The following is an 11,874-nucleotide window of genomic DNA, read 5'->3' as shown; positions in this document are numbered from 1 at the left end:
TGGAGGCGCATTATAGGGAGTTCTCCGCAGGCCGCAACCGCTAAATGACAGAAAAATGACTGACTGCTGCATTCCCCAGCAAAACCCCGCCTTATACCCTTTTACGCACAGAGTTATCCACAGCGCTTCGAAAAAGTGAAAATATGCGAGCGTTGCGCAAACGTTTTCGTTAAAATGCTCGCGCTTAACAAGGAGGCCTCGTCAGGTGTGTTAGATGAGTTTTTCGCTGGAAAATTCATCTAACGCTCTCTGTAATCGTGAAATCCAGGGGATTTACCATGCAACAACGTCGTCCAGTCCGCCGCGCTCTGCTCAGTGTTTCTGATAAAGCCGGTATCATCGAATTCGCTCAGGCACTTTCCGCACGCGGTGTGGAGCTGCTTTCTACAGGCGGTACCGCTCGCCTGTTAGCAGAGAAAGGTCTGCCGGTAACCGAAGTGTCCGACTACACCGGTTTCCCGGAAATGATGGATGGACGCGTCAAAACCCTGCACCCGAAAGTGCACGGCGGCATTCTGGGTCGTCGCGGTCAGGACGACGGCATTATGGAGCAGCACAATATTGCCCCCATCGACATGGTTGTCGTTAACCTCTATCCCTTCGCCCAGACCGTCGCCCGCGAAGGCTGTTCTCTGGAAGATGCCGTAGAGAACATTGATATCGGCGGCCCGACCATGGTGCGCTCCGCAGCCAAGAACCATAAAGATGTGGCCATCGTGGTGAAGAGCAGCGACTACAGCGCCATTATTAATGAGATGGACGCCAACGAAGGGTCCCTGACGCTTGATACGCGTTTCGACCTCGCCATCAAAGCCTTCGAACACACCGCCGCGTACGACAGCATGATCGCCAACTACTTCGGTAGCCTGGTTCCTGCCTACCACGGTGAAAGCAAAGATCCATCTGGTCGCTTCCCGCGCACCCTGAACCTGAACTTCATTAAGAAGCAGGATATGCGCTACGGCGAGAACAGCCACCAGCAGGCAGCCTTCTATATAGAAGAAGAGGTGAAAGAAGCCTCTGTTGCGACTGCTCAGCAGGTACAGGGCAAAGCCCTCTCTTATAACAACATTGCCGATACCGACGCCGCGCTGGAATGCGTGAAAGAGTTCAGCGAGCCGGCCTGCGTTATCGTCAAGCACGCCAACCCATGCGGCGTCGCAGTAAGCACCTCCATTATGGATGCCTACGATCGCGCCTACAAAACCGACCCGACCTCCGCGTTCGGCGGCATTATCGCCTTCAACCGCGAGCTGGATGCGGAAACCGCGCAGGCCATCATCTCCCGTCAGTTTGTCGAAGTGATCATCGCGCCATCCGCATCCGAAGAAGCGCTGAAAATCACCGCGGCGAAACAGAACGTGCGCGTGCTGGTTTGCGGCCAGTGGGCAGAGCGCGTTCCAGGTCTGGACTTCAAGCGCGTGAACGGCGGTCTGCTGGTTCAGGATCGCGATTTGGGTATGGTGACAGAAGCCGACCTGCGCGTGGTGACCAAACGTCAGCCGACCGAACAGGAGCTGCGCGACGCGCTGTTCTGCTGGAAAGTGGCGAAGTTCGTGAAGTCTAACGCCATTGTTTACGCCAAAGAGAACATGACCATCGGGATAGGCGCAGGCCAGATGAGCCGCGTTTACTCTGCGAAAATCGCGGGTATTAAAGCAGGTGACGAAGGTCTGGAAGTCAAAGGTTCCGCCATGGCCTCTGACGCCTTCTTCCCGTTCCGCGACGGTATTGATGCGGCCGCTGCTGTGGGCATCACCTGTGTGATCCAGCCTGGCGGTTCAATCCGTGATGAAGAAGTGATTGCCGCTGCCGACGAACACGGCATCGCAATGATCTTTACCGACATGCGCCACTTCCGCCATTAATTTCCGGAGCAGAAAATGAAAGTATTAGTGATTGGTAATGGCGGGCGCGAGCACGCTTTGGCGTGGAAAGCAGCGCAGTCTCCGCAGGTTGAAACCGTCTTTGTGGCACCGGGTAACGCCGGTACCGCCCTGGAGCCCGCGCTACAGAACGTCGCCATCGGCGTAACCGATATCCCGGCGCTGCTGAGCTTTGCCCGGAACGAGAATATCGATCTGACGATTGTGGGCCCGGAAGCGCCGCTGGTGATCGGCGTTGTAGATGCCTTCCGCGCCGCGGGCCTGAAAATTTTCGGCCCAACGGAAGGTGCCGCACAGCTGGAAGGTTCAAAAGCCTTCACCAAAGATTTCCTCGCGCGTCATAACATCCCGACGGCGGAATATCAGAACTTCACCGAGGTAGAGCCTGCTCTGGCTTACCTGCGTGAAAAAGGCGCGCCGATTGTGATTAAAGCCGACGGTCTGGCTGCCGGGAAAGGCGTTATCGTGGCGATGACCCTTGAAGAAGCGGAAGCCGCTGTGCAGGATATGCTGGCGGGTAACGCCTTTGGCGATGCGGGCCACCGCATCGTGATTGAAGAGTTCCTCGACGGCGAAGAAGCGAGCTTTATCGTGATGGTTGACGGTGAGCACGTCCTGCCGATGGCCACCAGCCAGGATCACAAGCGCGTAGGCAATGCCGACACGGGTCCAAACACCGGCGGGATGGGTGCTTACTCCCCTGCTCCGGTGGTCACTGACGAAGTACACCAGCGCACCATGGACCGCATCATCTGGCCAACCGTAAAAGGGATGGCGGCGGAAGGCAATACCTACACCGGTTTCCTCTACGCAGGCCTGATGATCGACAAGCAGGGTAACCCAAAGGTGATTGAATTCAACTGCCGCTTCGGCGATCCGGAAACTCAGCCGATCATGCTGCGCATGAAGTCCGATCTGGTTGATCTGTGTCTGGCGGCGTGCGAAGGCAAGCTGAATGAGAAAACTTCCGAGTGGGACGAGCGTGCCTCTTTAGGTGTGGTGATTGCTGCGGGTGGCTATCCGGGTAGCTACAACACCGGGGATGAGATCCACGGCCTGCCGCTGGAAGAGATTGACGGTGCGAAGGTGTTCCACGCCGGTACAAAGCTCTCTGACGATGACCGCGTGCTCACTAATGGTGGACGCGTGCTGTGTGCGACCGCACTGGGTCATACCGTGGCAGAGGCGCAGAAGCGCGCCTATGCGTTGATGGCGGATATTCACTGGAACGGCAGCTTCAGCCGCCAGGATATCGGCTATCGTGCCATTGCGCGGGAGCAGGGGGAGTAATTTCCCCCTCACCCTAACCCTCTCCCTCAAGGGAGAGGGGACTTAAATCAAAAACTCTTTTCTGTCGGCTGCCAGGTGCAGAAATCTTCGTTCGCCACCAGCAACAGCTGAGAGCCTTCCGGCGCTTCCAGCCATGCCACACTCACCTCCACAGATGAATGCCGCTGACGACGCTGAATGTGTTCGGTTGCCCAGGATTCAAGCTCAGGTTTCACTGTCTGCCCTTCGCAGGTGGTCACCGTGCCTTCGGCATGCCAGCGCCCCTGGCGCAGCACCACGCGGCCCTGACGCAGCGCATCGCTGGTCTGGCGAAGTTGTTCAGCACGGTAGCGGTAGAGCGCGACCTGATCGCTGGAAAGCTGCTGTTTCAGTCCACTGACCTCATGCTGCATAAAGCTCAGCTCGCCGTGGTCGTCAAAACGCACCTTCACGTGTTCGGGAGTCTTACTGTAGATATTCAGTTCAATGAGCGACAGCGCATCGCCCTGCCAGCGGTATTCTGCGGTCGAGGTATTGCCGTTATGCCACGGACTGAACGCGGTAAGCATATGCACTTCATCGCTGGAATCTTTGCGCCAGATCCTGACCGCACCCTGGTTGTCAGCGTAGCCGCTGGCGGTAAACGGGGGGAGTGAGGAATCATGACTACAGGCAGACAGCAACAGTACGCCTGCCAGCGCGAGCGGTCCACGCCAGAATGACAAAAGGGGCGTTGCCGCCCCTTCGTTAAAACTGTTCACTGCCACGCGTCTTACTTAACTGCGTCTTTCAGTGCTTTACCAGAAACAAATGCCGGCACGTTAGCTGCGGCGATTTTGATTTCTTTACCGGTCTGCGGGTTGCGGCCAGTACGCTCAGCGCGGTGGTTCACTTTGAAGGTACCGAAACCAACCAGTTGTACAGCATCGCCTTCTTTCAGAGACTCAGTAATAGCAGCCAGGGTAGATTCCAGAGCAGCTTTAGCCTGCACTTTAGACAGATCAGCCTTGTCCGCAATTACATCAATCAGTTGAGTCTTGTTCATAAGTTATCCTTTCAATGTGTTTATCGCTTGCTAAGCATCGAGTGCGACGAAAATGCCAAAAAAGCACTCTCCTGCATACACGCACCGATAGCCACTTTTTTTCGCCCCCCAAATGTAGACCAGACGGGGGGCGAAAGGGAAGAGTCGAGGAGTGACAAAACAGGCGTTAAATCACGTTTTGTTGTCTCATTGGTTAAAAATTATACCAATATTGCTCTCACCGGCTTCGCGCAGGTCCGCGCGAAGCCCTTTGATCAGCTCAATATCACGTTCTTCACACTCCGCCAGCAGACGGAAAATTTCCCACTGAATATCCCATTCCTGTTCAACCGCCGGGTTAGCACGCAGCTCTTCGTCGGTCATTTCACGGCCTTCCTGGGTCATTTCCAGCATCGCGACGGTGGTGATGGATGCCTTACTGACTTCAATGGCGTGCTCCAGGGTTTCACCGCTCAGACGGGAGTGGATCAGCTCGCTCAACGCCACACAGGCATCGATAGCCGGGTAGACGCCATACAGGTCGTAATCGTCCGCCGCCGGAATTGCCTCTTCCAGCTTTTCAAGCTGAGAGTCGAAGTTTACCTTTGCGTCTTTGACCGTCAGCGTCTCCCAGATCAAATCCAGAATACGTCGATAAATCTGGCCTTCGCCAAACTCCGTTTGCTTACAGAACGCGGCATAGTTGGGGTACATGCGCTCGCACAGGCAAGCCATAAACGTCACGTGCTGCCAGCTTTCCAGCTTCTCAAGGCGCAGATGAATCGGGTTTTGTAACATGATGATGTCTCGAATCGAAAATTAGCCGCAGTTTACCTGAATCACGGCTGAATTTCCTGCCAACGAATGAATGCCGGACGTGAAGAAGCAACGGCGTCAGCCCAGCGGGTAGGCTCAGGTAAGCGGTAGCCCTTCATACAGCGTTGCACCCATGCCAGGGCGCTGTCCATGCTGACCCGATGCCCGGTTGCGATAAACAGCGGATTGCAGCGCGCTTTACTGCGCCAGACCCACGCCAGCTGCTCGCCTTTATGGATAAGCGGCGCCAGCGCGCCCGGTTCGGCAGAGAGCGGCTCAAACGCGCCGCACAGGCGTTTTTTCGCCACGCCGATGGTCGGCACGTCTACCAGCAGACCAAAGTGGCTGGCAACGCCCAGGCGACGCGGATGGGAGATGCCGTGCCCATCCACAAACAGCAGATCGGGTTTTTGCGAGAGTTGCTCCCACGCGGCCAGCAGCGCGGGATATTCGCGGAAGGAGAGAAAGCCGGGGATATAGGGCATGGTGGTGGCGATACGCGCCACCTTGTACTCCACCAGCTCCAGCGACGGGTATTTCAGCACCACCATCGCCGCTCGCGTCACTTCACCGCCTTGCTCAAACCCGACATCCGCCCCGCCAATGTATCGCGGAGGGTCCGTATCCAGACGATCCTCGCGGATCACCGATGAAGCCAGTTCGATTTGCTGAGCGCGTAGCGACGCGAGATCCATAACCACTCCTTACTTGTGATACTGGGCAGAAAGCCGATGCACCGCCTCCACAAATACGCCAGCGTGTTCTGGCGGTACATCCTGATGAATACCGTGACCGAGGTTGAAGACGTGGCCTTCGCCCTGGCCGAAACCAGACAGTATAGTCGACACTTCTTCTTCGATACGGGCAGGCTGCGCATAGAGCATGGAAGGGTCCATGTTGCCCTGGAGCGCCACTTTATCCCCCACACGACGACGCGCATCGGCAATATCAGTGGTCCAGTCGAGGCCCAGCGCATCACAGCCGGTGGCCGCCATCGCTTCCAGCCACTGACCGCCGCCTTTCGTAAACAGCGTTACCGGCACGCGACGGCCTTCGTTTTCACGCAGCAGACCATCGACAATTTTGTGCATGTAGTACAGGGAGAACTGCTGATAATCACGCCCGGTCAGCACGCCGCCCCAGGTGTCGAAAATCATCACCGACTGCGCGCCCGCTTTAATCTGCGCGTTGAGATAGAGCGTGACGCTCTTCGCCAGCTTGTCGAGCAGGGCATGCAGGGCCTGCGGCTCTGCGTACATCATCTTTTTGATGACGGTAAAGGCTTTGCTGCTGCCACCTTCCACCATGTAGGTTGCCAGCGTCCACGGACTACCGGAGAAGCCAATCAGCGGCACGTCGCCTTTGAGCTCGCGGCGGATGGTGCGCACGGCGTTCATCACATAGCCCAGCTCGCCTTCCGGATCGGGGATCGGCAGCTTATCAACGTCGGCTTTGCTTTTGATCGGTGAGGTAAAACGCGGCCCCTCGCCGGTTTCGAAATAGAGCCCAAGGCCCATCGCGTCCGGAATGGTAAGAATGTCCGAAAAAAGAATGGCGGCATCGAGCGGGAAGCGGCGCAGCGGCTGGAGCGTCACCTCACAGGCCAGTTCGGCGTTTTTGCACAGCGACATAAAATCGCCCGCCTGCGCACGCGTGGCTTTGTACTCTGGCAGATAGCGTCCCGCCTGGCGCATCATCCACACCGGGGTGACATCAACGGGCTGGCGCAGCAGCGCACGCAGATAACGATCGTTCTTCAGTTCGGTCATTTTGCAGTTCCTTATTGCGTCAGTCCGTCAGTGTAACACTACTCATACTCGGCCCGACACATTGCCACGGTATCTTCTATCAGGCGACGCGCCACCGTTCCCGGCGGGGGCAGCAGCGGTAAATCGTCGTAGCGATACCAGTTCGCCTCCAGCAGCTCTTTCTGATCGATAACAATCTCGCCGCTGTCGTATTCCGCCATAAACGCGGTCATCAGGGACATCGGGAACGGCCACGGCTGCGACGTCACATAGCGCAGGTTTTTCACCTTAATGCCGCTCTCCTCCATCACCTCGCGCGCCACCGCCTGTTCCAGCGTTTCGCCGACTTCCACGAACCCGGCGAGGACGGTGTGAATGCCGTTGCGATGGCGGGTATGCTGCGCCAGCAGGATGGAATCATCACGGCGGATGGCGACAATGATGCACGGTGCGATTTGCGGGTAGTAACGTTCACGGCAGTGGCCGCAGAGCAACGCCCATTCGGTTTTGCTCGGGTGCATGGTGTGGCCGCAGTAACCGCAGTATTTGTGCGAGCGGTAAAACTCCGCCAGCTGTACGCCGCGCCCCGCCAGCTGGAACAGGCCGACGTCCAGATCCAGCACCTGACGTACGGATCCCATATCCTGACGGCGCGCCTGTTGGATCAACCACACGGGATCGCCCTGCCACTCGCCGATCTTCAGCGCGGACTGGCCCACCAGATCGAACGTTTCCGCGGCACCGTAGGGCAACTCTCCTGAGGGCAGCCATAATTTTTGTTCGTGGCTGACGATCCACCAACCCAGATCTGATTTTTCAATAATACGATCCATATCTATTGCACTACCTTCGCTTCACTGACATGTTGTTAGCATTGTGGTTACATTTTGGATAAGCAGATCCCATTTTAAACCTTATGGAGTCGACCATGTTAAACCAGCTGGAAAGCCTGACTGAGCGCGTTGGAGGAAGTAACACCCTGGTGGATCGCTGGCTACATGTGCGCAAGCATCTCCTTGTGGCGTATTACAATCTGGTTGGTCTTAAGCCTGGCAAAGAATCCTTTATGCGACTCAATGAAAAAGCGCTGGACGACTTTTGTCAGAGCCTGGTCGACTACCTCTCCGACGGCCATTTCAACCTTTATGAACGCATTATCCGCGAAATGGAAGGGACAACGCCGTATTTAGCGGCCAGTAAACTCTGTCCGTTGCTTGAAGCCAACACCCAGCAGATCATGGACTACTACGATTCCACGCTGGAGAACGCTATCGATCACGATAACTATCTTGAGTTTCAGCAGGCGCTTTCCGACCTTGGCGAAGCACTGGAAGAGCGATTCACGCTGGAAGACAAGCTCATCGCCCTCGTGCTGGACAACAACCTGACTATCAGCACCAGCGATAACGTTGCGCGCCCTGCTTGAGTTCTTAATCGTTAACGAGTAATTTACAACCATTCGCCCCTCTGCGGAGGGGGATTTTTCTTGTCGGAGTGCCCAGTGTGAAAGCACGGGCTGAGACCGTTAATTCGGGATCCGCGGAACCTGATCAGGTTAATACCTGCGAAGGGAACAAGAGTCACACTGCTGTTGTATCGCCTTCGGGCGATCTTCTCTTGCTTCATCCGTCGTCTGACAAGCCATGTCCTTCACATCTGGAATGAGCTATGTCTACAACAAAACTGACCCGCCGCGAACAGCGCGAACACGCACAACGCTTCATCGACACCCTGGAAGGCACCGCTTTCCCGAACTCAACGCGCATCTACATCACCGGTTCACAGGCCGATATCCGCGTGCCGATGCGCGAAATCCAGCTCAGCCCGACGCTTATCGGCGGCAGCAAAGAGAGCCCGCAGTTTGAAGACAACGAAGCCGTGCCGGTATACGACACCTCCGGCCCGTACGGCGATCCTTCTGTTGCTATCAACGTACAGCAGGGTCTGGCAAAACTGCGCCAGCCGTGGATTGACGCCCGTAACGACTGCGAAGAGCTGAGCGTGCGCAGCTCGGCGTATACCAACGCGCGCCTGGCCGACGACGGTCTGGACGCGCTGCGCTTTACCGGCCTGCTGACGCCGAAACGCGCTAAAGCGGGCAAATGCGTAACCCAGCTGCACTACGCGCGCCAGGGTATCGTCACGCCGGAGATGGAGTTCATCGCCATCCGCGAAAACATGGGCCGCGAGCGCATCCGCAGCGAAGTGCTGCGCCACCAGCATCCGGGTGAAGGGTTTGGCGCTCGCCTGCCGGAAAACATCACGCCGGAATTTGTTCGTGATGAAGTGGCCGCCGGGCGCGCCATTATCCCTGCCAATATCAACCATCCGGAATCCGAGCCGATGATTATCGGCCGCAACTTCCTGGTAAAGGTCAACGCCAACATCGGCAACTCAGCAGTGACGTCATCCATCGAAGAAGAGGTGGAAAAGCTGGTCTGGTCGACGCGCTGGGGCGCGGACACGGTGATGGACCTTTCCACGGGCCGCTATATTCATGAGACCCGCGAGTGGATCCTGCGTAACAGCCCGGTGCCGATCGGTACCGTCCCGATTTATCAGGCGCTGGAGAAGGTCAACGGCATCGCCGAAAACCTCACCTGGGAAGCGTTTCGCGACACGCTGCTGGAGCAGGCGGAACAGGGCGTGGACTACTTCACCATCCACGCGGGCGTGCTGCTGCGCTACGTGCCGATGACGGCGAAACGTCTGACCGGTATCGTCTCACGCGGCGGTTCGATTATGGCGAAATGGTGCCTTTCCCATCATCAGGAAAACTTCCTCTACGAACACTTCCGCGAAATCTGCGAAATTTGCGCCGCTTACGATGTCTCTCTGTCGCTGGGCGATGGCCTGCGTCCGGGCTCCATCCGCGATGCTAACGACGAGGCGCAGTTTGCCGAGCTGCACACGCTGGGCGAGCTGACCAAAATCGCCTGGGAGTACGACGTCCAGGTGATGATTGAAGGCCCGGGCCATGTGCCGATGCAGATGATCCGCCGCAACATGACCGAAGAGCTGGAGCACTGCCACGAAGCGCCGTTCTACACACTGGGGCCGCTGACCACCGATATTGCGCCGGGCTACGACCACTTCACGTCAGGCATTGGCGCGGCGATGATCGGCTGGTTCGGCTGCGCCATGCTCTGCTACGTGACGCCGAAAGAGCACCTCGGGCTGCCAAACAAAGAGGACGTGAAGCAGGGGCTGATCACCTACAAAATTGCCGCCCACGCGGCGGATCTGGCGAAAGGCCATCCGGGCGCGCAAATTCGCGACAACGCCATGTCCAAAGCGCGCTTTGAATTCCGCTGGGAAGACCAGTTCAACCTGGCGCTGGATCCGTTCACCGCCCGCGCCTACCACGACGAAACCCTGCCGCAGGAATCGGGCAAAGTCGCGCACTTCTGCTCCATGTGTGGGCCGAAGTTCTGCTCGATGAAAATCAGCCAGGAGGTGCGCGACTACGCCGCCGCGCAGACCATTGAAGTCGGCATGGCAGACATGTCCGAAACCTTCCGCGCCAAAGGCGGCGAAATCTACCTCAAAAAGGAGGAGGCGTAATGTACCAGCCCGATTTCCCACCTGTCTCCTTCCACTTAGGGCTTTACCCGGTGGTGGACAGCGTGGCGTGGATAGAGCGCTTGCTGGAGGCAGGCGTTCGCACCCTCCAGCTGCGCATCAAGGATAAACGCGACGAAGAGGTGGAGGCCGATGTGGCCGCCGCTATCGCGCTGGGACGTCGCTACCACGCCCGCCTGTTTATCAACGACTACTGGCGGCTGGCGGTTAAACACCAGGCGTACGGCGTGCATCTGGGACAGGAAGATCTGGAAACGACCGATCTCAACGCAATCCGTGACGCCGGTCTGCGGCTGGGCGTTTCCACCCACGATGATATGGAGATCGACGTGGCGCTGGCGGCCCGCCCCTCCTACATCGCCCTCGGCCACGTTTTCCCGACGCAAACCAAACAGATGCCGTCTGCCCCACAGGGTTTGGCTCAGCTGGCAGCCCACGTTAAGCGCCTTGCCGATTACCCCACCGTCGCCATCGGCGGAATCAGCCTTGAACGTGCGCCCGCCGTGCTGGAAACCGGCGTCGGCAGTATCGCCGTCGTCAGCGCTATCACCCAGGCCGCAGACTGGCAGACCGCCACCGCACGGCTTTTACAACTGGCAGGAGCAGGCGATGAAAGATCGTGATTTTATGCGCTACAGCCGCCAGATCCTGCTGGAGGATATCGCCATTGACGGGCAGCAAAAGCTGCTCGCCAGCCGGGTACTGATTGTCGGTTTGGGTGGCTTGGGCGCGCCCGCCGCGCTGTATCTGGCCGGGGCGGGCGTGGGAACGCTGGTACTGGCCGATGACGATGAGGTACACCTCAGCAACCTGCAACGGCAAATCCTCTTCACTACAGAAGATGTTAACCAGCCTAAAGCACAGGTTACGCGCAAGCGGCTGAACCAGCTTAACCCCGATATTGAACTGGTGGCGCTCCAGACGCGGCTGAGCGGAGAAGATCTGCAACGCGAAGTTGCCCTTGCCGACGTGGTGCTGGACTGCACGGACAATATGGCGACGCGTCAGGCCATTAATGCGGCCTGTGTTGCACAGAACACGCCGCTGATCACCGCCAGCGCGGTCGGTTTCGGCGGGCAGATAATGGTGCTTACGCCGCCGTGGGCGCAGGGCTGCTACCGCTGCCTGTGGCCGGACGAGGCTGAACCGGAGCGTAACTGCCGCACGGCTGGCATTCTTGGGCCGGTGGTGGGCGTGATGGGTACCCTTCAGGCGCTGGAAGCCATCAAGTTGCTCAGCGGCATGGAAACAGAGCGCAACACGCTCCGGCTGTTCGACGCCCGTTCCAGCGGCTGGCGCCATCTGGCGTTAAACCGCGCCAACTGCTGCCCGGTATGCGGAGGCCGCGATGCGCATTCTGTTTAACGATGAGCCGATGACGTGCGACGACGATCTCACCGTTGCCGCCCTGCTCGACACGCTGCGCCAGCTGAAGCCGGGAACGGCACTGGCGCTCAATCAACAGATCCTGCCGCGCGAGCGGTGGGAACATCAGCAGGTCATTGAAGGCGACCAGATCCTGCTGTTTCAGGTTATCGCTGGGGGCTGA

The 11,874-nt window shown here is 57.9% G+C and carries 13 protein-coding genes and 1 riboswitch; of the genes, 7 read left to right on the top strand and 6 right to left on the bottom strand.

Translation table 11 applies throughout. The features are described 5' to 3' along the window. Positions 1 to 278: 278 nt before the first annotated feature. Positions 279 to 1,868 (top strand): bifunctional phosphoribosylaminoimidazolecarboxamide formyltransferase/IMP cyclohydrolase, encoded by a 1,590-nt coding sequence (gene purH / locus INF86_RS21340; RefSeq protein WP_063854390.1) that lies wholly within the window; start codon positions 279 to 281, stop codon positions 1,866 to 1,868. A 15-nt stretch (positions 1,869 to 1,883) separates the two neighbouring features. Next, positions 1,884 to 3,176, top strand: coding sequence for a phosphoribosylamine--glycine ligase (gene purD, locus INF86_RS21335; RefSeq protein WP_022646714.1), 1,293 nt, complete (start codon positions 1,884 to 1,886; stop codon positions 3,174 to 3,176). A 47-nt stretch (positions 3,177 to 3,223) separates the two neighbouring features. On the opposite strand, the gene INF86_RS21330 is transcribed toward purD, so the two are convergent. From INF86_RS21330 to nudC, 6 genes are all read right to left on the bottom strand, one after another. Then, positions 3,224 to 3,916 carry a DUF1481 domain-containing protein gene (locus INF86_RS21330; RefSeq protein WP_058677638.1) on the bottom strand — a complete coding sequence of 231 codons (693 nt, stop codon included), beginning with the start codon at positions 3,914 to 3,916 and terminating at the stop codon, positions 3,224 to 3,226. An 11-nt stretch (positions 3,917 to 3,927) separates the two neighbouring features. Next, complete coding sequence (gene hupA / locus INF86_RS21325; protein ID WP_002445246.1) at positions 3,928 to 4,200, bottom strand: nucleoid-associated protein HU-alpha; 273 nt, start codon at positions 4,198 to 4,200, stop codon at positions 3,928 to 3,930. Between the two features lie 186 nt (positions 4,201 to 4,386). Then, positions 4,387 to 4,977: a YjaG family protein gene (locus tag INF86_RS21320; RefSeq protein WP_022646712.1), complete on the bottom strand. Its 591-nt coding sequence runs from the start codon at positions 4,975 to 4,977 to the stop codon at positions 4,387 to 4,389. A 41-nt stretch (positions 4,978 to 5,018) separates the two neighbouring features. Then, a complete protein-coding gene (gene nfi / locus INF86_RS21315) occupies positions 5,019 to 5,690 on the bottom strand; it encodes a deoxyribonuclease V (RefSeq protein ID WP_003862312.1) in 672 nt (223 codons plus the stop codon). A 9-nt stretch (positions 5,691 to 5,699) separates the two neighbouring features. Then, complete coding sequence (hemE, locus tag INF86_RS21310; protein ID WP_023299076.1) at positions 5,700 to 6,764, bottom strand: uroporphyrinogen decarboxylase; 1,065 nt, start codon at positions 6,762 to 6,764, stop codon at positions 5,700 to 5,702. 38 nt (positions 6,765 to 6,802) lie between these two features. Next, positions 6,803 to 7,576, bottom strand: coding sequence for an NAD(+) diphosphatase (nudC, locus tag INF86_RS21305; RefSeq protein ID WP_022646710.1), 774 nt, complete (start codon positions 7,574 to 7,576; stop codon positions 6,803 to 6,805). Between the two features lie 95 nt (positions 7,577 to 7,671). Between nudC and INF86_RS21300 the strand changes: the two genes are divergently transcribed. The 5 genes from INF86_RS21300 to thiS all read left to right on the top strand — a co-directional run bounded on the left by INF86_RS21300 (position 7,672) and on the right by thiS (position 11,874). Further along, positions 7,672 to 8,169, top strand: coding sequence for an Rsd/AlgQ family anti-sigma factor (locus tag INF86_RS21300; RefSeq protein ID WP_023299075.1), 498 nt, complete (start codon positions 7,672 to 7,674; stop codon positions 8,167 to 8,169). A gap of 54 nt (positions 8,170 to 8,223) precedes the next feature. Further along, positions 8,224 to 8,333: riboswitch (TPP riboswitch) on the top strand. Between the two features lie 78 nt (positions 8,334 to 8,411). Then, positions 8,412 to 10,307, top strand: coding sequence for a phosphomethylpyrimidine synthase ThiC (gene thiC, locus INF86_RS21295; RefSeq protein WP_193543906.1), 1,896 nt, complete (start codon positions 8,412 to 8,414; stop codon positions 10,305 to 10,307). Further along, a complete protein-coding gene (gene thiE / locus INF86_RS21290) occupies positions 10,307 to 10,948 on the top strand; it encodes a thiamine phosphate synthase (protein ID WP_023299073.1) in 642 nt (213 codons plus the stop codon). The genes thiC and thiE overlap by 1 nt, the downstream gene beginning before the upstream one ends. Beyond that, entirely contained in the window at positions 10,935 to 11,690 is a 756-nt protein-coding gene (thiF, locus tag INF86_RS21285; protein WP_063148480.1) for a thiazole biosynthesis adenylyltransferase ThiF, read from the top strand. Before thiE ends, thiF begins: the two co-directional genes overlap by 14 nt. Beyond that, on the top strand, positions 11,674 to 11,874 hold the full coding sequence (gene thiS, locus INF86_RS21280) for a sulfur carrier protein ThiS (protein WP_032626499.1): 201 nt from the start codon (positions 11,674 to 11,676) through the stop codon (positions 11,872 to 11,874). The genes thiF and thiS overlap by 17 nt, the downstream gene beginning before the upstream one ends.

The organism is Enterobacter cloacae complex sp. I1M (genome assembly GCF_014982425.1).
GTDB classification, from domain to species: domain Bacteria; phylum Pseudomonadota; class Gammaproteobacteria; order Enterobacterales; family Enterobacteriaceae; genus Enterobacter; species Enterobacter intestinihominis.
This window is presented reverse-complemented; position numbering and strand designations above follow the sequence as displayed.

Coding starts and splice junctions, on each gene's coding strand:
- purH (WP_063854390.1), top strand. CDS start 279: ATGCAACAACGTCGTCCAGTCCGCCGCGCTCTGCTCAGTGTTTCTGAT.
- purD (WP_022646714.1), top strand. CDS start 1,884: ATGAAAGTATTAGTGATTGGTAATGGCGGGCGCGAGCACGCTTTGGCG.
- hupA (WP_002445246.1), bottom strand. CDS start 4,200: ATGAACAAGACTCAACTGATTGATGTAATTGCGGACAAGGCTGATCTG.
- INF86_RS21320 (WP_022646712.1), bottom strand. CDS start 4,977: ATGTTACAAAACCCGATTCATCTGCGCCTTGAGAAGCTGGAAAGCTGG.
- nfi (WP_003862312.1), bottom strand. CDS start 5,690: ATGGATCTCGCGTCGCTACGCGCTCAGCAAATCGAACTGGCTTCATCG.
- hemE (WP_023299076.1), bottom strand. CDS start 6,764: ATGACCGAACTGAAGAACGATCGTTATCTGCGTGCGCTGCTGCGCCAG.
- nudC (WP_022646710.1), bottom strand. CDS start 7,576: ATGGATCGTATTATTGAAAAATCAGATCTGGGTTGGTGGATCGTCAGC.
- INF86_RS21300 (WP_023299075.1), top strand. CDS start 7,672: ATGTTAAACCAGCTGGAAAGCCTGACTGAGCGCGTTGGAGGAAGTAAC.
- thiC (WP_193543906.1), top strand. CDS start 8,412: ATGTCTACAACAAAACTGACCCGCCGCGAACAGCGCGAACACGCACAA.
- thiE (WP_023299073.1), top strand. CDS start 10,307: ATGTACCAGCCCGATTTCCCACCTGTCTCCTTCCACTTAGGGCTTTAC.
- thiF (WP_063148480.1), top strand. CDS start 10,935: ATGAAAGATCGTGATTTTATGCGCTACAGCCGCCAGATCCTGCTGGAG.
- thiS (WP_032626499.1), top strand. CDS start 11,674: ATGCGCATTCTGTTTAACGATGAGCCGATGACGTGCGACGACGATCTC.